At 58.6% G+C, this 20,819-nt stretch carries 20 protein-coding genes; 18 read left to right on the forward strand and 2 right to left on the reverse strand.

Features of this window, described 5'->3' with window-relative positions; translation table 11 throughout:
- Window positions 1-95: 95 nt before the first annotated feature.
- From ACZYUB_RS12940 to ACZYUB_RS12950, 3 genes are all read left to right on the forward strand, one after another.
- Window positions 96-1,172: an alpha/beta hydrolase gene (locus tag ACZYUB_RS12940; protein ID WP_463948477.1), complete on the forward strand. Its 1,077-nt coding sequence runs from the start codon at window positions 96-98 to the stop codon at window positions 1,170-1,172.
- Between the two features lie 238 nt (window positions 1,173-1,410).
- On the forward strand, window positions 1,411-1,797 hold the full coding sequence (locus ACZYUB_RS12945; protein ID WP_463948479.1) for a cyclophilin-like fold protein: 387 nt from the start codon (window positions 1,411-1,413) through the stop codon (window positions 1,795-1,797).
- Between the two features lie 86 nt (window positions 1,798-1,883).
- On the forward strand, window positions 1,884-2,303 hold the full coding sequence (locus tag ACZYUB_RS12950; protein WP_463948481.1) for a (R)-mandelonitrile lyase: 420 nt from the start codon (window positions 1,884-1,886) through the stop codon (window positions 2,301-2,303).
- Between the two features lie 78 nt (window positions 2,304-2,381).
- On the opposite strand, the gene ACZYUB_RS12955 is transcribed toward ACZYUB_RS12950, so the two are convergent.
- Window positions 2,382-3,338 (reverse strand): LysR family transcriptional regulator, encoded by a 957-nt coding sequence (locus ACZYUB_RS12955; protein WP_463948483.1) that lies wholly within the window; start codon window positions 3,336-3,338, stop codon window positions 2,382-2,384.
- Between the two features lie 200 nt (window positions 3,339-3,538).
- On the opposite strand from ACZYUB_RS12955, the gene ACZYUB_RS12960 reads away from it, so the two are divergent.
- The 7 genes from ACZYUB_RS12960 to ACZYUB_RS12990 all read left to right on the forward strand — a co-directional run bounded on the left by ACZYUB_RS12960 (window position 3,539) and on the right by ACZYUB_RS12990 (window position 10,999).
- Window positions 3,539-4,696, forward strand: coding sequence for an iron-containing alcohol dehydrogenase (locus ACZYUB_RS12960; protein WP_463948485.1), 1,158 nt, complete (start codon window positions 3,539-3,541; stop codon window positions 4,694-4,696).
- A gap of 75 nt (window positions 4,697-4,771) precedes the next feature.
- Window positions 4,772-5,095: a DUF1330 domain-containing protein gene (locus tag ACZYUB_RS12965; protein ID WP_463948487.1), complete on the forward strand. Its 324-nt coding sequence runs from the start codon at window positions 4,772-4,774 to the stop codon at window positions 5,093-5,095.
- Between the two features lie 37 nt (window positions 5,096-5,132).
- On the forward strand, window positions 5,133-5,681 hold the full coding sequence (locus tag ACZYUB_RS12970) for an NAD(P)H-dependent oxidoreductase (protein ID WP_463948489.1): 549 nt from the start codon (window positions 5,133-5,135) through the stop codon (window positions 5,679-5,681).
- Window positions 5,682-5,999: 318 nt separating this feature from the next.
- On the forward strand, window positions 6,000-6,920 hold the full coding sequence (locus ACZYUB_RS12975; RefSeq protein ID WP_463948490.1) for an SAM hydrolase/SAM-dependent halogenase family protein: 921 nt from the start codon (window positions 6,000-6,002) through the stop codon (window positions 6,918-6,920).
- 363 nt (window positions 6,921-7,283) lie between these two features.
- Entirely contained in the window at window positions 7,284-8,207 is a 924-nt protein-coding gene (locus ACZYUB_RS12980) for a homocysteine S-methyltransferase family protein (RefSeq protein WP_463948492.1), read from the forward strand.
- A complete protein-coding gene (locus ACZYUB_RS12985; RefSeq protein WP_463948494.1) occupies window positions 8,197-9,558 on the forward strand; it encodes a basic amino acid/polyamine antiporter in 1,362 nt (453 codons plus the stop codon). Before ACZYUB_RS12980 ends, ACZYUB_RS12985 begins: the two co-directional genes overlap by 11 nt.
- Before the next feature lie 559 nt (window positions 9,559-10,117).
- Window positions 10,118-10,999: an alpha/beta fold hydrolase gene (locus tag ACZYUB_RS12990; RefSeq protein WP_463948495.1), complete on the forward strand. Its 882-nt coding sequence runs from the start codon at window positions 10,118-10,120 to the stop codon at window positions 10,997-10,999.
- A 13-nt stretch (window positions 11,000-11,012) separates the two neighbouring features.
- Here ACZYUB_RS12990 and pdxR read toward each other — a convergent pair whose 3' ends face one another.
- Window positions 11,013-12,437, reverse strand: a complete 1,425-nt coding sequence (gene pdxR, locus ACZYUB_RS12995; RefSeq protein WP_463948497.1) for a MocR-like pyridoxine biosynthesis transcription factor PdxR — start codon at window positions 12,435-12,437, stop codon at window positions 11,013-11,015.
- 172 nt (window positions 12,438-12,609) lie between these two features.
- On the opposite strand from pdxR, the gene ACZYUB_RS13000 reads away from it, so the two are divergent.
- The 8 genes from ACZYUB_RS13000 (at window position 12,610) to ACZYUB_RS13035 (ending at window position 20,682) form a co-directional block, all read left to right on the forward strand.
- Entirely contained in the window at window positions 12,610-13,047 is a 438-nt protein-coding gene (locus ACZYUB_RS13000) for a rhodanese-like domain-containing protein (RefSeq protein WP_463948499.1), read from the forward strand.
- Window positions 13,037-13,771 carry a GNAT family N-acetyltransferase gene (locus ACZYUB_RS13005; RefSeq protein WP_463948501.1) on the forward strand — a complete coding sequence of 245 codons (735 nt, stop codon included), beginning with the start codon at window positions 13,037-13,039 and terminating at the stop codon, window positions 13,769-13,771. Before ACZYUB_RS13000 ends, ACZYUB_RS13005 begins: the two co-directional genes overlap by 11 nt.
- A gap of 240 nt (window positions 13,772-14,011) precedes the next feature.
- Window positions 14,012-14,488, forward strand: a complete 477-nt coding sequence (locus tag ACZYUB_RS13010) for a YbaN family protein (RefSeq protein ID WP_463948503.1) — start codon at window positions 14,012-14,014, stop codon at window positions 14,486-14,488.
- 356 nt (window positions 14,489-14,844) lie between these two features.
- A complete protein-coding gene (locus ACZYUB_RS13015; RefSeq protein ID WP_463948504.1) occupies window positions 14,845-16,809 on the forward strand; it encodes a TonB-dependent receptor domain-containing protein in 1,965 nt (654 codons plus the stop codon).
- Window positions 16,810-16,869: 60 nt separating this feature from the next.
- Window positions 16,870-17,901 (forward strand): FecCD family ABC transporter permease, encoded by a 1,032-nt coding sequence (locus ACZYUB_RS13020; protein WP_463948506.1) that lies wholly within the window; start codon window positions 16,870-16,872, stop codon window positions 17,899-17,901.
- Window positions 17,898-18,950 (forward strand): iron chelate uptake ABC transporter family permease subunit, encoded by a 1,053-nt coding sequence (locus tag ACZYUB_RS13025; protein ID WP_463948508.1) that lies wholly within the window; start codon window positions 17,898-17,900, stop codon window positions 18,948-18,950. The genes ACZYUB_RS13020 and ACZYUB_RS13025 overlap by 4 nt, the downstream gene beginning before the upstream one ends.
- Entirely contained in the window at window positions 18,950-19,762 is an 813-nt protein-coding gene (locus tag ACZYUB_RS13030; protein ID WP_463948510.1) for an ABC transporter ATP-binding protein, read from the forward strand. Before ACZYUB_RS13025 ends, ACZYUB_RS13030 begins: the two co-directional genes overlap by 1 nt.
- Window positions 19,756-20,682: an ABC transporter substrate-binding protein gene (locus ACZYUB_RS13035; protein ID WP_463948512.1), complete on the forward strand. Its 927-nt coding sequence runs from the start codon at window positions 19,756-19,758 to the stop codon at window positions 20,680-20,682. Before ACZYUB_RS13030 ends, ACZYUB_RS13035 begins: the two co-directional genes overlap by 7 nt.
- Window positions 20,683-20,819 lie beyond the last annotated feature (137 nt).

Below are 20,819 nucleotides of genomic sequence, written 5' to 3' on the forward strand. Positions count from 1 at the left end.
ATCACTAATTATTCTCCCTAAAATGCAGGGCATGGGTCACAAAACCACCAACGTCTGAGCCACAAACCATGAGTCAACCGCCAAGGAGCCTTGCCATGAATGTTCTACCCAAAAAACTGAGCGCTATCGCCTCTGCCCTGTTGTTGGGCGCAGCATTAACCGGAGTCTCCGCCATGAGTCACGCACAACCAACCGATCCCACAGCCCCCGTCTCCATGGTGACGCAATGGGATAAAACCTTTGCCCAGAGCAGCAAGGTGGATCATCGCAAGGTCACCTTCAAGAACCGTTACGGCATCACGCTGGTGGCCGACCTCTATCTGCCGAAAGACCGGGGAAATAACAAGCTGGCTGCCATTGCCGTCGGCGGCCCCTTTGGCGCAGTGAAAGAACAATCGAGCGGTCTTTATGCCCAAACCCTGGCGGAGCGCGGCCTCGTCGCCCTGGCGTTTGACCCCTCCTATACCGGCGAAAGTGGCGGCCAACCCCGCAATGTCGCCTCCCCGGATATCAACACCGAAGACTTCAGCGCCGCGGTGGATTTTCTCGGCCTGCAAGCCGAGGTCGACCGCAATCGCATCGGCATCATCGGCATCTGTGGCTGGGGCGGCATGGCGTTGAATGCCACCGCCGTGGACAAGCGCATCAAGGCAGTCGTCACCAGTACCATGTACGACATGACCCGCGTGATGTCCAAGGGCTACAACGACAGCATGCCGCTGGAACAGCGTACCCAGATCCTCGAACAACTGGGCCAGCAGCGCTGGAAGGATGCCGAAAACGGGGCTCCTGCCTACCAGCCGCCCTACAACCAACTGAAGGGGGGTGAGGCGCAATTCATGGTGGACTACCACGACTACTACATGACCAAGCGCGGCTATCATGCTCGAGCGGTCAACTCCGGAAATTCCTGGACCCAGACCACGCCGTTGTCCTTCATGAATATGCCGCTCCTCAGTTACATCAAGGAGATCTCGCCACGCCCGCTGCTGCTGGTCCATGGTGAAAATGCTCACTCACGCTACTTCAGCGAAACCGCCTACGCGGCCGCCAATGAACCGAAGGAGCTGTTGATCGTCAAAGGTGCCAATCACATCGACCTGTACGACAACCAGGCGAACAAGATCCCGTTTGACAAGATCGAGCAGTTTTTCAAAACGAACTTGAAATAACCGGCAAGTGCCCGGAGCAAATGGACTCGCTCTGGTCGGTAATACACTAAGTCCTTTGCGCGGCTCGCCTATGGCCGCGCTTTTTTTCAAACAACCTGCCTCGTTCACGACAACGCCTACTGCCAGTAACCCCGAGTTCAAGGGAGGACCTCCGCCAATGTTTGCGTTCCTTCGCCAGCCATTTTTATTGCTGCTTCCGCTATGCAGCCTCGTTGCCCATCACACCCAGGGGGAGACCATGAAGATTCAACTCGAAATCAATGGCCATCACTTGCAGGCCTCGCTCGACGACACACCGAGCGGACGCGATTTCTACGCCCTATTGCCACTGACGCTGAACGTCGAGGAGTATGCTGCGACCGAAACCATTGGTTATCTGCCGCGCAAGCTGACAACCCAGGGAGCACCCGCGGGAATCGATCCGCAGATTGGCGACATCAGCTACTACGCGCCCTGGGGCAATCTGGCACTCTTTCACCACGATTTTGGCTACTCCAAGGGGCTGATCCGCTTGGGTCATATCGACGGATCCCCCGAAGCATTCAAGATCAAGGGGACGACCACTACTCTGATCATCACCCCGATCCCCCATGAAGCCGAGCACACGCAAGAGGCAGCCAAATGAGCCAAGCAGCTCATCATCGCGACCCTGATCATCGGCAATGGCAGGCGTCTCAGCCCTCCCTCATACATCACACAGGAGTAAATAGCATGCACATCCTACGCAATGGTTCCCTGCCCTCCCTGCAAGGCCCTGACACCTGGTTTACCGGCCGCGTCCGTATCGATGGTCTGTATCAACCCGAGGCGCCCGCTCGTTTCTCGGCCGCAACCGTCACCTTCGAGCCCGCGGCGCGAACCGCATGGCATAGCCACCCGCTCGGCCAGATGCTGATCGTGGTGGCCGGTTGCGGCCGCATCCAGCGCGAAGGAGAGCCCATCCAGGAGATCCGGGCCGGTGACCAAGTCTGGATCGCACCGGGCGAACGTCACTGGCACGGCGCGGCCCCCTTGACCGCCATGAGCCATATCGCCATTCAGGAATATGAGGATGGCGAGGCGGCCGCCTGGTTGGAACAGGTCAGCGATGCCGAATATGCCGGGACGCTCGATCAGCCTGCGGCGAAGTAACTACATCGAAGTGACCACTTCAAAGTAACCACATCAAAGTAACCACGTCAAAGTAACTATGACGACCGCTATGCCGCCCTACCGGGCGGCATAATCGTCGAGTGCCGATAGCGGCACATGCAGCGCCTTATCGGCCGCAAAAGCCGCCAATAGATAGTCCACTGTGACCCGGACCCGGGGGGCCATCAAGGCTCGATGGGGGTATTGCAGCACCATCTCGTAATGGCCCGGATCGTGCTGGCCAACCAGCAGCGCCTTGAGCTGTCCAGATTGCAGATAGGACCAGGCATGATGGACCCCGACCTGGGCAATGCCCATGCCCAGCACGGCCGATTGCGTCAAGGCTTCCGGCGCCGAGAGCGTCAGCACGGCGTGCTCCAGATCCTGGGTGATCAGGCTGCCATCGGCACGTCTGAAGCTCCAGGGCGAGACCCGTCCGGCCAGAAAGCGCCGCGCGATAAGCCGATGGGAAGCAAGCGCCTGCGGCGTCGCCGGAATTCCCTGACGCGCCAGATAGTCCGGCGAGGCCACCAGCACCATGTTCAACTGACAGATGGGACGCGCCACCAGCGCAGAATCGGCGACATGCCCACCCCGCAGCGCCAGATCATAGCCATCACGCACCAGATCGATGACCCGATCGTCGAAGTCCACCTCCACCGACAGCGCCGGATAGCGGGTCTGCAATCCTGGCAAGATCGGCATCAGATGATCCCGGCCGAAGGCAGCACTGGTGGAGATCCGCACATGGCCCCGTGTTTCAAAACGCTGCTCGGCGAGCACATCCACCGCCGCATCCAGCGCCTCCAGGGCAATACGCGCCTGTTTCAGGAACAAGGAGCCTTCGTCAGTCAGGCTCAGGGTCCGGGTGGTACGGTTCATCAATCGCACGCCCAGCGCCTGCTCCAGTCCCGCCACATTCTTGCTGACCGCAGCGGCACTGATGCCCAGTGCCCGGCTGGCCGCGGCAAAGCTGCCGGCATCCACCGCTTCGACAAACGATAAAATGGCGCGTACCCGCTGTGATATCTCCATACGGCTTCCTCTCCCTGACCCGCGTTGACCTCGTTCACACCTCGCAATACACAACTCTATGTTACGAAAGCATCAACCATACATCGACTTATGGTTATCAATAATACACGCAATAATGGCGCCCAGATACGGTCAAGCACCCCGCTACCGCTGATCGAAATCCACTGTCGCTTCACCTGAACCTGACGAGGAAACACACCATGTTCAACTTCGAATTTTATAACCCGACCCGCATCGTCTTCGGACGGGAAACAGTCGCCCGCCTGGATACCCTGATCCCGGCAGAGGCGCGCGTATTGATCCTGTTCGGAGGCGAAAGTGCCGAGAAAACCGGCACCCTGCATGAAGTGCGCACCGCTCTGGGAGCACGTCGATTCATGGAATTTGGCGGCATCGAGCCCAACCCGAGCTATGAGACCCTGATGCGGGCCGTGGCGCTGGTGCGCCAGGAGAAACTCGACTTTCTGCTGGCGGTGGGTGGCGGCTCCGTCATCGATGGCACCAAGTTTGTCGCGGCCGCCGCGGAATTTGCCGGGGATCCCTGGAGCATTCTGGAAACCATGGGGCAAGCCGTCACCCGCGCATTGCCACTGGGCGCCGTACTGACCTTACCGGCAACCGGATCGGAGATGAACTATAACGCGGTCGTTACCCGTCAGGAGACCAAGACCAAAGCGTTCTTTGCCTCCAGCCATGTGTTCCCGCGCTTCTCGATCCTGGACCCGGTCAAGACCTATACCCTGCCAGCCCGCCAGTTGGCCAACGGGGTGGTCGATGCGTTTACCCATATCGTCGAGCAGTACCTGACCTATCAGGCAGAGGGTCGGGTACAGGATCGCTTTGCCGAGGGGCTGCTGCAGACACTGATCGAGATTGGTCCCAAGGTGGTCAATGAACCGGCGGATTATGACTCTCGCGCCAACCTGATGTGGACGGCCACCATGGCGCTGAACGGTCTGATTGGTGCAGGCGTGCCGCAAGACTGGTCCACCCACCTGGTAGGGCATGAACTGACCGCGCAATTTGGTATCGATCATGCCCGCACCCTGGCGATCGTGCTGCCGTCCATGCTGCAGACTCGGCGGGCCAGCAAACACGCCAAGCTGCTGCAGTACGCCGAGCGGGTCTGGAACATCACCGAAGGCCGCGACGACGCGCGTATCGATCAGGCGATCGCCCAGACCCGCCACTTCTTCGAGAGCCTAGGGGTTCCCACCCGCTTGCGGGATTACCAGATCAGCGCTGGCGATATCGACACCCTGGTCAGCCGTCTGGAAGCCCATGGCATGACCCAGTTAGGTGAGCATCAGGATGTCACCCTGGCGGTGAGCCGTCAGGTGTTCGAAGCCAGCCTCTAACTCTTCACGAAATAAGTGCGGGCCTGTACGGGCCCGCACCGGATGACTCTTTTACCGAGCCGCAGGAGAACCCGCATGTCCAGACCCGCTTTCTTTATTTTTGATGCCATCGTGCATGATCTTGCCGCCATGAAGCCCTATATGGAACAGGTCGAGGCCACTTATCAGCCCTTTGGTGGCCAACTGCTGGTGCGCGGTGGCTCGCTCGAGATCATCGAGGGCCAAGGTCCGCAGGGGCAGCTGATCATATTGCAGTTCCCCTCACTGGAAGCCGCCCATGCCTGGCATGCCAGTGCAGAGTACCAGGCGATCCTGGCCCACCGCCTGAGTGCAGCAACCACCCACGCCTGGCTAGCCGAGGGTTTATCCCTGGCCCCGCACGCTGAACTGACTGTTTAACCCATTGCCATCCGTTACCCATTTCCGAGGTTCACCCATGAAAACACTGGTTATTGTCTCCCACCCCTACCCTGACCAATCCAATGCCATCAAGGCGCTGCAAGCCGTTGCCGAACAGAGCACGGATGTCACTGTGCGCAATCTGGAGAGTCTGTATGGCTCGGAGCTGGCAGCCTTTGATATGGCCGCCGAGCAACGCGCCGCCGAAGCCGCCGACCGGATTGTCTTCTTGTTCCCGATCCACTGGTTCAACCTGACCCCGATGCTCAAGGCTTATCTCAACGCGGTATGGTCTTATGGATGGGCCTTTGGCCCTGGCGGTACGGCTCTTAAGGATAAGGAGATGCAGCTGGTGGTTACCGCTGGGGCAACGGCGTTTACCTACTCCAGTGCGGGCATGATCCAGAGCTCCATGGAGGAGGTACTGACGCCGATGAAGGCCAGTGCCTACTACATCGGCATGCAGTACAACCAGCCATTGGCTTTCTATGAGGCCATGGGCGCTTCAGGGTCCACCTTGCATGAGATGGAGCGCCGTTTTGCCGAGCGACTGCAGGCGCCCCTGGGCTCTGTGCTAGACCGCTAAACACACCAGCTCTGCTTCCCAATCGCGTTTCCCAATGGCGTAGAGAGCCCGCATCTCATACGCCATTTTTTATGCCGCTTCCTGTACTTGACGACTATCTCATTCTCTCTTGAGCCCCGTGCCGCGCTCTCCCTGGTCCAGCACAGAGCGGCGCTCCGCCATTAGCACACGCCTGCATATCGATTAACACTTTTTTACTAGGTGACGAACGGGCAGAGCAAGACAAGTCTCGCATTGGAATGGCAATATCGGACTGCCGTCCTGTCGGAAACAGGCGGTCGATAACAAGTACTTACGGAAGTTGAATAAGGAAATAACATGTCTCTCCAGAAAACTGCGCTCGCTCTGTTGCTCGGCTCCTGCCTGTTGGCCCCCAACGCCTGGTCTGCCAGCGACACCGATGAAGCCTTGGTGATCCAGACCGATTTTGGCGTCAAAGATGGTGCCGTCTCGGCGATGAAAGGGGTCGCCTTTGGTGTCGATGACGATCTACATGTCTTCGATCTGACACACGAGATCCCGGCCTATAACATCTGGGAAGCGGCCTATCGCCTCTACCAGACAGTGCCGTACTGGCCCAAAGGCACCGTATTTGTCAGCGTGGTTGACCCGGGTGTCGGCACCGATCGCAAATCTGTGGTGCTAAAAACCAAAACCGGCCACTACATAGTTTCACCCGATAACGGCACCCTGACCCTGCTGGCCGAACATCTGGGCATCGCCGAAGTCCGGCAGATCGATGAGAAAACCAATCGCCTGCCAGGCTCCGAGAAGTCCTACACCTTCCACGGCCGTGACGTCTATGCCTATACCGGAGCCCGGTTGGCCGCTGGCAAGATCAGTTACGAGCAGGTCGGCCCCAAGCTGGCCGCTGAGGTGGTCTCGATCCCGTATCAACAGGCTCAGCTCTCGGCCAACGGAGAGATCAAGGGTACGATCCCGGTACTCGATATCCAGTACGGCAACGTCTGGACCAATATCGATGACAGCTTGCTGACCAAGGCTGGCATCCAGAAGGGTGACAAACTCTGCATCCGTATCCTGGAAGGCAAGCAGGAGAAATACAGTGGCAGCGCCCCTTATGTCAGCAGCTTTGGCGATGTGCCCGAGGGACAACCCCTGGTCTATCTGAACAGCCTGCTGCAGGTCTCGCTGGCGCTGAATATGGATAGCTTCTCGGCCAAACATCAGGTCTTCTCAGGAGCCGACTGGCAATTCAATCTGAAGAAATGCCCCTAACAGCCCCCATAGGCTCACGTTTCGGAGTAATGCCTGTCAGTTAGCGCAGGCAAGATAACCATTCGAGCCAACCGTTGGCGGCAGGATTGCCGCCAACAAACGCTCTCCGGTCGCAGCCAGCCACAGGCTAGACACGACGGGAGACGTCCATTCTTCGGCGTACCTTCATTCTCTTCATTCCCTTCATTCCCTTTCTACCCGAGCCGCCTCTTACTTCGCATGCCCTCCTCTATCCCAACGTCATGGACCTGTTGATCGTCGCCAAGCTTGTATTCGTCACAAGAGATGGTAGTCTGGACGTCCAAGTGGCTACACGTCTTAGCGTCTATTTATCGATGCTTAGCGAAAAAATGGAATAACGACATGGAACATCAAACACTCATTCTGGATGGCGGCATGGGCCGCGAATTACAACGTCGTGGCGCGCCGTTCCGGCAGCCGGAGTGGTCAGCCCTGGCCCTGATGGAGGCACCGGAGCAAGTGGTCGCCGCCCATCAGGCGTTTATCGACGCGGGCGCTCAAGTCATTACCACCAATAACTACGCCGTCGTACCGTTTCATATCGGTGAAGGCCGCTTCGCCGAGCGCGGCTCCGAACTGACCGCCCTAGCCGGTAAGCTGGCCCGTCAGGCCAGCCGCGGCAGCCAGACCCGGGTGGCGGGTTCCCTGCCGCCGCTGTTTGGATCCTACCGCGCCGATCTGTATCAAGCCCATCGCGTCACCGAGTTGGCCGCGCCGATCATTGCCGCGCTTTCCGCCCATGTTGATCTCTGGCTGGCGGAAACCCAGAGCCTGATCGCCGAAGTACGCTCCGTGCGCGCCCTGCTTCCCGCCGATGGCAAACCCTATTGGGTCTCTTTTACCCTGCAGGATGCGGTCGTCGATGCCATTCCCCGCCTGCGCTCGGGCGAGCCGGTGGCCGATGCCGTGCGTGCAGCCGTGGAGCTGGGCGCCGAGGCGGTATTGTTCAATTGCAGCCAGCCCGAGGTGATCGAATCGGCCTTGCAGGTGGCCGCCGTCGTGCGGGACGAGCAGCATGCCGAGCTGGCGCTGGGCGCCTATGCCAATGCATTCCCCCCACAACCGGAAGAGGCCACCGCCAATGACGGGCTCGATGAGCTGCGCAGCGATCTGGATCCGCCCGCCTACCTGCAATGGGCCCAGCGCTGGAACCAGGCCGGAGCCACCCTGATCGGTGGTTGCTGCGGCATCGGGCCTGAGCATATCGCCGTGCTCGCCCAAGCCTTTGCCACCACAGCGGCGGAGGTAGCTACCCATGAGCGCTAATCACAAGATTGGGGTCTGGTCGCTGACCGCCCTGGTGTTCAGCTCCATGGTCGGCGCCGGGGTCTTCAGCCTGCCACAGAACATGGCCCAGGTGGCCGCGCCACTGGCCGTGCTCATCGGCTGGGGCATCACCGGCGTCGGCATACTGCTGCTGGCCCTATGCTTCCTGCGTTTGTCCCGGCAGCGGCCGGATCTGGAGGGTGGCATCTACACCTATGCCCGCGCCGGTTTCGGCGAGCTGATCGGCTTTTGTTCGGCCTGGGGCTACTGGCTGTGCGCCACCATAGGTATCGTCTCCTATCTGGTGATCGTGTTTGCCACTCTGGGCCTGTTCACCGATAGCGAGCAGAGCCGGATCTTCGGCGATGGCAACACCTGGCAGGCGGTAGTTTGCGGCTCGCTGTTCGTCTGGGCCGTGCACTGGCTGGTCGCCCGCGGCATCCGCGAGGCGGCCCTGGTCAATCTGCTGGCGACCATTGCCAAGCTGCTGCCCTTGCTGCTGTTTATCGTACTGGCTCTGTTGGCCTTCCGTCTGGATCTAACCCAACTCGACTTTCAGGGCATCAGTCTGGAAGTGCCGGTCTGGGAGCAGGTGAAGCAGACCATGATCATCACCCTCTGGGTCTTTACTGGGATTGAGGGCGCGGTCGTGCTCTCGGCCCGGGCGCAAAAACGCCAGGACATCGGCCGCGCGACGGTATTCGGGGTGCTGCTGGCACTGGTGATCTATGTGCTGGTAACCGTGCTCGCCTTTGGCCTGCAAGCGCGAGAGTCGCTGGCCGGGTTGCACAATCCCTCCATGGCGCTACTGATGGAACAGCTGCTGGGTGAGCCGGGTAAATACATCATTGCCATAGGTCTGGTGATTTCAGTCGCCGCCTCCTACCTGAGCTGGACTCTGTTTGCCGTAGAAGTGCCCTGGAGTGCCGCCACGCATGGCGCCTTCCCGGCTATTTTCCGGCGCCAGAATCGTCAAGGCGTGGCGATCAATTCGCTGTGGCTGACCAGCCTGACGGTACAAGGCTCTCTGTTGGCGGTGCTGTGGAGTGGTGAAACCTACAACACGCTGCTGGCGATTTCGTCCCAGATGATCCTGGTGCCCTATCTGCTGGTGGGTGCATTCTTGCTGCGCTGGAGCTGGCAACAACGAGGTCGGGCACAGGGAACCTTCGGTGTCGGCCAGTATCTGATTGCCGGAGGAGCCACCCTGTACGGGGCCTGGCTACTGTATGCCTCGGGGCTGGATAACCTGCTGTTGTCGCTGTGGCTGTATGTTCCCGGACTGGCCTTGTTCTGGCTCGCCCGACGTGGGGCACAACCGCTTCCCTTGAACGCAGTCGCCAGCGACTGATACCGCATCACAGGCGGGCTATGATCGAGCCATCGGCAACGAGGATCTGTGCATAGCCCGCCGTAGAATAACCTCGTCTATCCCGACGTTGCTGTGGTTGCTACGGATTATTCAGGGAATAACGTACTTTATAGACGAAATAAGGTTTCGGTTATAATTTAAATATAAATGTCACATCTTGGTTATTTCAATATACCTAAAACGCCAACCATCAGGCGGTATTTTTATTATTACAAGTTAATCTGAAATTTATTTAAACCGCAGATCATTTTTAACCAATATTACACCTTAATCATTCAATATAATTCCATGCCGATTGCAGAACCGGATCATGAAAATAACTGCCATGACCTGGATATTAATAGTGGGCGGTTGGAATGCCGCTATCTGGATGACAAGCAACAGGCGCGACCGCGTACGGCCAGGTGTCACCCGTCTGGATACCATGTGAGTGACCCGAACTTCCCACTCCGCTTAAGTTTTGCGATCCATCCGACAACTCTATCCGTCACTTCGTCTAGTATTCCTAGGTTATTTATTGTTCTGGAGGCCCACCGCAATGCCGAATCCCTCTCCGCTACAAAAAAATAATGTCCATATCATGGGTAACCTGTCCGCAGACAACACCATGATTTTTGTACATGGTTTGGGTACCGATCAAACGGCATGGCAACCGATAGCCGCTGAGTTTGAAGCGACACACAGGATCATCTTATTCGACAACATGGGGGCCGGAGCCACGACCCTTGATGAAGACTTTGCCCTGCACTATCACAGCATTGATCGCTATGCGGATGACTTATTGGATATCTGCGGTTATCTGCAAATTGAAAATGCGGTTATCGTCGGTCACTCCGTAGGAGCCATGATCAGTTTATTGGCCGCGATCCAATATCCCGGATGTTTTTCACATCTGATTATGATTGGCGCCTCGCCCTGTTATCTCAACCATCCTGACTATTCGGGTGGATTCACTCCGGCAGATCTTAATAATATCTATAAAGCCGTGACTCATCATTTCGATGACTGGGTCGTTGATTTTGCTTCATCCGCCATGGCCAATCATGATAAGCCACACTTGGCTATTTATTTTGCGCAGACCATTCGTTCATTTCAGCCGGAATTTATGCTGACGGTTCTCTCGTCGATATTAAACTCAGATTTCCGGGATAGATTACCCAGTGTGGTCACTCCGACCTTGATCATTCAATCCCTAAATGATGTGTTTGTGCCCCTGCAAGTTGCCACCTATCTGAATAATCAAATTGCCAACAGCGAATTATCGATTATTAATGCGCAAGGACACTTGCCGCATATTAGCTCTCATCCCGCAGTCGTCGATGCCATCAAAGCATTTTTGCATATCCCCCAGACTCTGACGGCCCCGCCCGCCGCCGCTGTGCGGACGTCCTGCTCCGACTCCGGTACGCCCCAGGCCTGATGAGTGAACGGTGCTAACGCGCCATGACCTCCCCCAGCAGGCGACACAACTCCAGTAACCGGGCGTTGCTGACGGCAGCATAGCCCAATAACCAGCCCTCCTGACGTTCGGCGCCCAGGTAGCAGCCACTCAATGGCCGTAATCCCAATCCGAGTGCGTTGCCGGACGATGTCCAGCGCGATTCCCCACCTCGCGGCAGCAAAGCCGCACACTGCAGGCCGGAATCGGCTCGCAGCGGGGTCAGCGCCGGACAATGCCGGGCCAGCTCGGACCACAGCAGATCACGACGGCTGCGATACAGGGGCCGGACCTGACGCAAATAGGCAGCAAAGTGTCCCTCCTGGATAAAATCGGCGGTCACGGCTTGCAACAGCTGATTACTGTGACCATCGAACGCCGCCCGGGCTTGGGCGAAGGGCTCGACCAGGGCCGAAGGCAAGACCAGATAAGCCAGCCGCAATGAACCAAACAACGACTTGCTAAAGGTGCCGACATAGATCACCCGCCCCTGTTGGTCGAGTCCCTGCAAGGCCGGTAGCGGATGGGCGCTATATTGGAATTCACCATCGTAGTCATCCTCCAAAATCCAGGCGTTATGCCGCTCCGCCTCCGCCAGCAGCGCCATACGGCGGGGCAGGCTCATCACCATACCCAGAGGGTATTGATGGGAAGGCGTGGTGTAGATCAATCGGGGTGCCGGGTGCGAAGCCGCCAGGGCGATCCCCTCGCTATCGACCGGCACCGGATGCACCACGGCCCCGGCGCTCAGCATGGCGCTACGCGCGCCCAGATAGCCCGGCTCCTCCAGCCACACCCGGTCACCGGCATCGATCAACAACTGGGCAATCAGCTGGATCCCCTGCTGCGAGCTGGTGAGGATCAACACCTGTTCAGGCGCACAGACCAGGCCACGGGATTGCACCAGATAGGAGGCAATGGCAGCGCGCAGCTCCGGTAATCCTTGCGGATCACCATAGCTCATCAAGCGTGGCGCCTGCCGCTTCCAGTGCCGTTGCATCAAACTGCCCCAGATATCCCGAGGGAAAACCCACGGATCTCCCTGACCGGAGCCAAAGGTCTCCGGCACTCCGACCGGATCACGGCAGAGTCCGGCATCCAGAATTCGCTGCCCGCGCAAGGACAAGCCTGCCGCCGTGACACAAGCCCGTTTGGGTTGCGGCCGAGCCGCCAGCGCCACAAAGGTTCCAGCCCCCGTGCGTCGTTGCAAGTAGCCTTCGGCCTCGAGTCGGCTATACGCCAGCTCCACCGTGCTGCGGGATACACCCAGATCCTGGGCCAGAGCGCGACTGGCCGGTAATCGACTGTGCAGCAACAGATGGCCCTCCAAAATGGCAGTGCGCAATGCCCGCACCAGGCGTTCATGCAACGGCAAATCGGCCAGCGAAGGGTGAGCAAGCAGAGTGGGCAAGGCGGACATCAAAGACTCCACGTTCAAGGGTGAACCAACATGATGCACCACCAGCGGTTTAAAATTGGTCTGCTCGTTAGTGCAAAATTGGTTGGTTTAACCAGTACATTATGCCGTTAGAGTCATGAATAGCTACCCCGTTTCCTGTCACAGGCAGTGACGAATTCATAAGGAGTTTTCCATGAGTGCTGTTCGTTCCTCCGGCTTGGCGCTACCCGCTGACGCTGCCCGATTTTTTGAGCATCAACTGCAGTTTCGTACCGATCCCGCTGACCTGGCCGCCGATCTGCTCGCCAAGGAGCCAGGCATTGTGGTCATCGACACCCGCTCGACCGAACATTACAGTGCCGGCCATATTCCCGGCGCGATCTCGTTTCCTCATCGCACCATGAACGCCAGTAGTACCGCCGATCTGGATCGGCAGACGCTCTATGTCTGCTACTGCGATGGCATCGGCTGTAACGGCTCTACGCGAGGCGCCTATAAGCTGGCCGCGCTGGGATTTCAGGTCAAGGAACTGATCGGTGGCCTGCACTGGTGGCGTCAGGATGGCTTTGCCATTGCCACCGGTTTGGAAGCCGGTGAACTGACGGATGGAGGGATCGGTTGTGCATGCTAACTCATATATCAACCCCTGGGGTCAGCCGTTGGGGGCTCCGATCCCCGATTGGCAACCACGCCCCTATCCGCAACGCTGTGTGCTGACCGGCTGGGGCTGTCGTCTGGAGCCTCTGGATCCGTCGGTGCACGGCGCGGATCTCTGGCAAGCCTTTGCCCTGGATGATGGCGCGCTCTGGACTTACCTGACCACCGGGCCCTTTGTCGATCAAGCGGCGTTCATGCAGTGGCTGCACACCATCAGTCAGCAACAGGATCCGCTGTTCTTTAGCATCATCGACTCCGCCAGCAACCAGTCGCTGGGATTGGCCAGCTACCTGCGGATTGACCCGGCCGCCGGGAGTGTGGAGGTGGGCTGGCTGCATTTTTCACCAGCCCTGCAGCGCTCTCGACTGGCGACCGCTGCCATGGTGCTGATGATGGAGTATGCATTTTCACTGGGTTATCGCCGCTACGAGTGGAAGTGCAACGCCCTGAATCGTCCCTCCTGGCAAGCGGCCGTCCGGCTGGGATTTCTGTATGAAGGCACCTTCCGCCAGGCGAGGGTCGATAAAGGGCACAGCCGCGATACCGCCTGGTTTTCCATTCTGGATCGGGAGTGGCCGCTGTTACTGCCCTGTTATCAGCACTGGCTGGCCGATGACAATTTCGACAGCCAGGGGCAGCAGCTGAGCCGTCTTTCCCGGCTGACGACCCAGGCCCTGGGGCGCCAGACAGAAGGCTAAAAGCGGCGGGCGGATAGCAAGGCGGATCACAACCGCTATTTTCTATCCGCCCTCTTTTTTCTATCCGCCCTCTTCGGTCTAGGCTGAATAAATGACGAATCGAGCACAACAAAGAGTGGCAACTCGTGGCGTTAGGCCATATGCTCAGCACAGACAAGATGAGAATTAATCGCATATTGCTATTGAATCAGCCCCAGTCCGGTGGTGATCCCTGCAATATACCGACTGGAAATCGCTGTGATGCCAACTGCCAACAAACCAGCACCGCTTGAAAGAGCCTCAGTCACTGCAAGCTCGCCTCGCCAGGTCGAGCGCCACCAGCTGGTGCGTCTGCTATTTCTCATCGCAGGTTTATTATGTGTCGGACTGGGTCTATTGGGCGCTCTGCTACCGTTGCTACCCACCACGCCATTTTTGTTGCTGGCCGCGGCATGCTTTGCGCGTAGCTCGACGCGTATGCACCATTGGCTGCACCACAACCGGCTGTTTGGTGCTTATATCCAACGCTATCGCGCGGGGGATGGCATGCCGCTACGGGCCAAAGTCATGACGCTGCTCATCATGTGGTTATCACTGGGCTATTCCGCCGTCGTGGCCGTTCCTGCTCACTGGTGGCCATTAGCCGTCATACTGCTGCTGATCGGAGTTGCCACCACAGTGCATATTGTCCGGCTCAAAACCTACCGGTTGCCGACATCGAGCTGTCCAGAACGCTAACCCTTCGCCATAGATCCAAGCTTATCCAGCCCCGTCACATAGACCAGACGTAGCCGTGCCGCCGTGGCTAAACCGTCATGGCCGATTCGTATATCCATATCCCTGCTGAATTAAGACTCCACGCCACCACCTGTAGTAATGGTTCCATTTATGTTCATTTTTATGCGCAAGAACAATGGCATAGATCACTCATTGACAGTGATAACTATTATCAATAATATCCTTTCATTCGAGTAGGGAAGCGTTCAGCTCCCCAATGACCCGTCCGATCCCGGCAACCTTTCTTCGGCATATCTCGGCTATGGAATGGTCAATTTCATTTTTTGTGTAGAAGACACACCTGCAAGGAGTCTAATGTGCTGCCCTCATCCAACCCATCTCATCGACTAAACACGCTGGCCAAGGCGATTGTATGCGCCACCCTGCTGCCTGGCCTCGCCATGGCCAATACTGACGCGGAGGCTACCGCCGAGAGTGTGGTGGTGACGGCCAGTCAGACCGAACATACCGAATTGAACGCTCCGGCCAGTGTCTCTGTGGTCACGCGAGAGCAGTTGGATCAACTGGCTGCTACCAACCTCGGCGATGCCATCAAGTCTCTACCTGGGGTCAATGTCAATCCGGCCACCAGCTATGGGCGCAGTGAAATCAAACTGCGTGGCATGGACAGTGACTACACCTTGTTGCTGATCAATGGCCGTCGTATCAATTCTCGCGATGCCCTGAGCTCCTCGTATGGCAACGATTTTGACTTGTCATCGATCCCCATGGTTGCCGTCGAGCGCATCGAGGTGATCCGTGGTGCCATCTCGTCCCTGTATGGTGCGGATGCCCTCGGCGGTGTGATCAACGTGATCCTGCGCGAGCCAACCTCCAAGACCAAGGGCGCACTGGAATATGCCTATCAGGAACCGACTTCCGGTCAGAGTGGCGATTTGCACGATGGCAGCGGCTATTTGAGCGGCGCCCTGATCGACAACAAATTGCTCGGTCAGGTCATTGTCGAGCAAAAGCATAAAGATGCCTGGAAGAGTGAACAATCGACCAACCCGAACGCCGATGCCAGCGAAAAACAAGAACGCAGCAGTCTGCTCTCCTCACTGAAATATCTGCTCGACGAGCGACAAGATATTACCCTGGATGCCAGTCTGACCCGCGACGATCGCCTGGCGCACTGGAACAACTACGGCGCCACACCGACCAACCGTCAGGAGATGGATCGCGTGACGCTGGGGCTGGCTCACAACGGACGCTGGCAAGCGGGTAACAGCCAACTGCGCTATTTCTATGAAGATGTCGATCTGATGGATGACTCCGAACTCAATGGCGCCATCGGCAACATTAACCAGCAGAATCATACGGTGGATGGCCAGCTCAGCACGCTGCTCGGCGACCACTTGCTGACCGCAGGTGCCGAATATCGGCAGACACAACTGCAACACTCCATCAACCTGAAGTCTGGCGATGCCAAAGTCGATCAACAAGCCGCCTACCTGCAGGACGAATATGGCATTGGCGATCTGGCCTTGACCGTCGCCGGACGACTGGATCACCACGACACCTATGGCAGTGAGTTCAGTCCACGGGGTTATGCCCTGTATAACCTGACCGAGCGCTGGGTCGTCAAGGGCGGTGTCGGCAAAGCCTTCAAGGCGCCCACTCTGGCACAGTCCGACGAGGACTACAGTGTCACCGCGTGTCGCGGTCGTTGTGTCGTGGTCGGGAACCCAGATCTGAAACCGGAAACCGCCCTCAGTTACGAGCTCGGAACTGCCTATCAGGATACAAGCTGGGGAGCCGGCATTACCGCCTTCGATAACCAGATTGAGGATATGATCCAGAGCCAGAGCTGGAAAACCAATCCCGGCGCACCGGTCCTCACCTACCAGAACATCAGTCAGGCGCGCCTGCGCGGGATTGAGTTCATGCCCTGGATGGATGTCACTCAGAATGTGAAACTGGATGCCAACTACACACTCGTCAAAGCCAAGGATGAAACCACGGGTTTGGAGTTGCTGCAAACCCCCGAGCACACCGCCAACCTGACTCTGAACTGGCAAATGCTGAGCAACCTCAACGCCTTCAGCCGCTACCAATACACAGGTAGCCAGCTGATCTATGTGGCCTCGGCCAATGCCAACCAGAAGAGTGCGGCATTCCATACCCTGGATCTGGGTACCAACTACAACCCAATCCAGCCATTGACGCTGAAACTGGGCATGAACAACCTGACAAATACCAAACGGGATGAGGTCGCCACCGCCGCCGATACCGTGCTGCAAGGCCGGACCGTGACCGCAGGATTCGCCTACCAACTGTAACCCGGCAAGCGGCCACTCCAGTGGCCGCTGACCTGCTCCCTATGTCGCGTGAGGTGTTTCATGCATCGTCATCATCGCAGGCTGGCCAGTATCGGTTTGCTGTTGCTCGGTAGTTTTATGCTGTTATCCATGGCGGTCGGTGCGGGCGAATATGGGCTGTCCGAATTATTCGGCTATTTATTCGGCTACCTGGGTGGCGATACCGCCTTACACAGCAATCCTCACTTGACCATGATCCTGTACACGCTGCGCTTGCCACGGACGCTCTGTGCCGTGCTGGTCGGCAGTGCCCTGGCGGTGGCGGCAAGCCTGCTGCAAAGCGCCACCCGCAATCCTCTGGCAGAGCCCGGACTCCTCGGCGTCAATGCCGGTGCGGTTCTGGGTCTGATCCTGGGGCTGACCTATGCCGGTATCAGCTCTAGCTTCGGCTATCTGCTCTGGTCCGCCGGGGGGGCGCTGCTGGGCAACCTACTGGTTTTGGCCTTGGGCTCGTTACTATCCGCAGGTCAACCCTTGACCCTGATCCTGGTGGGGGTCGCCTTGAACGCCATCTTCAGCGGCCTGTCCAGTTTCCTGCTACTGGCCAATCAGGCGGTGCTGGATCAGTTCCGGTTCTGGGATATGGGCTCGGTCGCGGCGGTCGAAATGGCCGCCCTTAAATTTCTGCTGCCGGTGGTGTTACTGGCCTGGCTGCTGATCCTGCCGGTGTGCCGCAGCCTGAGCCTGATGCAGATGGGCGATACTCAGGCCCGCGCCCTGGGCGTCGCCACGCAGCGGGTCCGCCTGATCATCCTGCTAGTGGTCACCCTGCTGACCGGGAGTGCGGTGGCTTTAGCCGGACCGATCGGCTTTCTGGGGTTACTGGCCGCAGTGCTGGCGCGGCAGGTTGCGCCGGTCGCGCTAGGCCGCCAGCTGCTATTTTCTGCACTGACGGGCGCACTACTGCTGTTAGTGGCGGACATTCTGGCGCGCTGGCTGATCCAGCCGTTCGAATTGGCCGATGGCACCTTGCTGGCCGTGGTGGGCGCGCCTGTCTTGATCGGCATGGTCTGGCGGACGCGCACTCCCTGGTTAACCGGGAGAGCGGCATGACGACATCGCGGTTCATCCCGGCAGGACAACTCCTACTCCGCATAGGGCCCTATGCCTTGCTGTTACCCCGCCGCGGCCTGCTACTGGGCACTGTGCTGACGCTGCTACTGGCGATCGCGTCCCTGTTGGCTCTGGGCGTTGGCACCCTCTGGTTAACACCGGAGCAGATCTGGGACGGACTGCTGCAGCGTGGCCCGGCAATGCCGCAGCTGCTGATCCATGGCATCCGCCTCCCCCGGATCTGCGCAGTCCTGCTGGCAGGAGCCGCGCTCGGTATCGCCGGTTGTCTGCTACAGACGCTGGTCCGGAACCGCTTGGCGACCCCTGACATGGTCGGGGTCAATGAGGGCGCCGCATTGGCCATCATACTGTTTACCATCCAGTTGGGTATTGGCAGTTGGCCCTGGTGGGCGGCCCCCCTCGGCTCGGTGCTGGCCGCTGCCGCCCTATATGCCTTGTGCCGGGATCCGGGGGAGCAGGGCTATCGCTTCGTGGTCATCGGTATTGCGCTGTCCGAGTTGTTCAATGCGCTGGGACAATTGGCGATGTCGAGCCAACCACTGGTCCATCTGGCCAGCCTCTATCTGTGGTCGATGGGCCACTTCGCTGGCCAGGGCTGGAGCACGCTGCAGCCGGTATCGCTGTGTCTGCTGCTGCTGTGTCCTTTGCTCATTGTGCTGCAGCGCCCACTGACCTTGTTGCTGCTCGATCCGGCCAGTGCCCGCAGTCTGGGATTGATGATGGTACCGCTGCAACTTTCGGTGCTGGGATTGGCCATTCTGACGGCGGCGTTGGGAACCGCGATCGGCGGGCCTGTGGTGTTTATTGCCATGGCCGCGCCCATCATGGCCACCAGCCTGTTGCGGCAACCGGGAGCCCCGCTGTGGCTGGCCGCCTTGTGTGGCGCCTTACTCCTGCTCGGTAGTGACACCTTGGTCCGACTGCTGGCCTATCCCCAGGAATTACCAACCGGGCTGATGACACGCTTGCTCGGTGGCTTATTACTACTCGGTCTGTTGCTGCGCCGCCGCCCCTCCGGAGACCACTAATGTTGCTTGATGTTGAAGATTTACATTTTTCCTATCCGCAAAAAACCGTGCTGCAAGGGATCAGCTTTCAATTGGCGCCCGGGCAACTGGTCGGTATCGTCGGCCCCAATGGCTGCGGCAAATCGACGCTGCTGAAACTGCTGGCTCGCCAGCAGATCCCGGATCGCGGAACCATCCGCTTGGGTGGTCAGCCGTTACCCCTTTATGCCCACAAGACCCTGGCCCGGCAGTTAGCTTACTTGCCCCAGCGTCCGCTGCTGCCCGCTGGCATACGGGTGGATCAGTTGGTGCAATATGGTCGCTATCCCCATCAAAACTGGCTGCGGCAGTGGAGTGACGAGGACAGCCGTCTGGTCGCCACGGCTCGGGATCGTCTGCAATTAGCCAACATCTGGCAGCAGCCGGTCGCCTCTTTATCCGGCGGGCAGGCGCAACGTGCCTGGCTCGGCATGATCCTGGCCCAGGACAGCGAGCTGATCTTGCTGGATGAACCAACCAGTGCACTGGATTTGGGCCACCAGGCCGATGTGCTCGAGGCCATCCACCAGATGACCCAGCTCGGCAAGACTGTGTTGATGGTGATCCATGATCTGGGAGCCGCCGCCCGTTATTGCGACCAGTTACTGGCCCTGGCAGACGGCCAGATCGCCGCTTGGGGTCCGGCGCGCGAGGTGATTAACAAACCACTGATCGAACAGCTATATGGCACGGAAGTGGACATTCTCCAGGCACCCTTCGATGCCGCACCTGTCATAGTCCCACGCCGTCGCCCCCTGCCCCCTGAGCTCACGACCAAGGAAATTCCATGCTGAAATTAGTGTTCCACCGTTGGCAACGACTGTTAACTCTCGCCCTGTTTGGCTCTCTGCTCTCAGGCCCGATCCAGGCGCGTCCAGTCACCGATGCCCTGGGGCAAGTCCATCAGGTTCCGGATCACCCGAGCCGAGTGGTGACCTTGAGTGAAATCGATCTGGATATTGCCCTCGCCCTGGGCATCACGCCGATTGGAGCCGTCAACGGCCGTGGGCAGAGTGCACTGCCCCGTTATCTAGCGGCCGCTGGCGGCCAGAAAGTGCCTTCCATCGGGGCGCTGGATAATCCGAATCTGGAATTGGTACTGGCTCTGGAGCCGGATCTCATCCTCACCGGGCCGATAAAACCGGAACAACTGGCTCTGCTCAACCAGATAGCGCCGACTCTGGTCACCGCCAACTGGGGTGCGCCCTGGCAGGAAACGCTGCATCGGGTCGCGGGTATTCTCAACCGGCAAGCCGAAGCGACGGCCTTTATGGCGCGCTATGAGGCTCGGCTGGCCCAAGCCCGGCAATTGCTGGCATCCCATCAGGGTGAGAGTCTGAGCATAGTGCGCTGGAATCCGAAGGGGCCGGCCTATATGCACCGGGATGCCTTTGCCAGTCGGGTGATCCAGCAGCTGGGATTGGTGCGCCCCCCCCTGCAACAGGAACCAGGCCATACCCACTCGCCGTCACTCAGTTTGGAATCCCTAGCCCGTCTGGATGGCGATTGGTTGGTGATTGGCACACTCAGTACCAGTGGCGAGGCGGTGGATGCCATGGAGCAAGCGGCACAGAGCCCGGCGTTTCGTCAGATGGGGGCCATCCAGCGCGGCCATTATGGCCGCGTCGATGGTTCACTCTGGACCTCGGTGGGCGGCCCGCTAGCGGCCTTGCAAGTTATCGAAGATGTCGAACAACTGCTGAGCCCACGCTAAACATAGCGGTCGACAGTGGCTGTCACCGGGTTCCATCCGATGACAGCCACCCAGCCTACATCGTGCAATATACACACGACTCACAAGGGTAAACTGCATAAATGTGATTGTTTCCACAGCAATTTCATCATTATTCC

It is taken from the genome of Pseudaeromonas sp. HNCC25DJ182 (assembly GCF_055413365.1).

Bases quoted from the DNA above. Each gene is read 5' to 3' on its own strand.
- ACZYUB_RS12940 (WP_463948477.1), top strand. From the start codon at position 96: ATGAATGTTCTACCCAAAAAACTGAGCGCTATCGCCTCTGCCCTGTTG.
- ACZYUB_RS12945 (WP_463948479.1), top strand. From the start codon at position 1,411: ATGAAGATTCAACTCGAAATCAATGGCCATCACTTGCAGGCCTCGCTC.
- ACZYUB_RS12950 (WP_463948481.1), top strand. From the start codon at position 1,884: ATGCACATCCTACGCAATGGTTCCCTGCCCTCCCTGCAAGGCCCTGAC.
- ACZYUB_RS12955 (WP_463948483.1), bottom strand. From the start codon at position 3,338: ATGGAGATATCACAGCGGGTACGCGCCATTTTATCGTTTGTCGAAGCG.
- ACZYUB_RS12960 (WP_463948485.1), top strand. From the start codon at position 3,539: ATGTTCAACTTCGAATTTTATAACCCGACCCGCATCGTCTTCGGACGG.
- ACZYUB_RS12965 (WP_463948487.1), top strand. From the start codon at position 4,772: ATGTCCAGACCCGCTTTCTTTATTTTTGATGCCATCGTGCATGATCTT.
- ACZYUB_RS12970 (WP_463948489.1), top strand. From the start codon at position 5,133: ATGAAAACACTGGTTATTGTCTCCCACCCCTACCCTGACCAATCCAAT.
- ACZYUB_RS12975 (WP_463948490.1), top strand. From the start codon at position 6,000: ATGTCTCTCCAGAAAACTGCGCTCGCTCTGTTGCTCGGCTCCTGCCTG.
- ACZYUB_RS12980 (WP_463948492.1), top strand. From the start codon at position 7,284: ATGGAACATCAAACACTCATTCTGGATGGCGGCATGGGCCGCGAATTA.
- ACZYUB_RS12985 (WP_463948494.1), top strand. From the start codon at position 8,197: ATGAGCGCTAATCACAAGATTGGGGTCTGGTCGCTGACCGCCCTGGTG.
- ACZYUB_RS12990 (WP_463948495.1), top strand. From the start codon at position 10,118: ATGCCGAATCCCTCTCCGCTACAAAAAAATAATGTCCATATCATGGGT.
- pdxR (WP_463948497.1), bottom strand. From the start codon at position 12,437: ATGTCCGCCTTGCCCACTCTGCTTGCTCACCCTTCGCTGGCCGATTTG.
- ACZYUB_RS13000 (WP_463948499.1), top strand. From the start codon at position 12,610: ATGAGTGCTGTTCGTTCCTCCGGCTTGGCGCTACCCGCTGACGCTGCC.
- ACZYUB_RS13010 (WP_463948503.1), top strand. From the start codon at position 14,012: ATGCCAACTGCCAACAAACCAGCACCGCTTGAAAGAGCCTCAGTCACT.
- ACZYUB_RS13020 (WP_463948506.1), top strand. From the start codon at position 16,870: ATGCATCGTCATCATCGCAGGCTGGCCAGTATCGGTTTGCTGTTGCTC.
- ACZYUB_RS13025 (WP_463948508.1), top strand. From the start codon at position 17,898: ATGACGACATCGCGGTTCATCCCGGCAGGACAACTCCTACTCCGCATA.
- ACZYUB_RS13030 (WP_463948510.1), top strand. From the start codon at position 18,950: ATGTTGCTTGATGTTGAAGATTTACATTTTTCCTATCCGCAAAAAACC.
- ACZYUB_RS13035 (WP_463948512.1), top strand. From the start codon at position 19,756: ATGCTGAAATTAGTGTTCCACCGTTGGCAACGACTGTTAACTCTCGCC.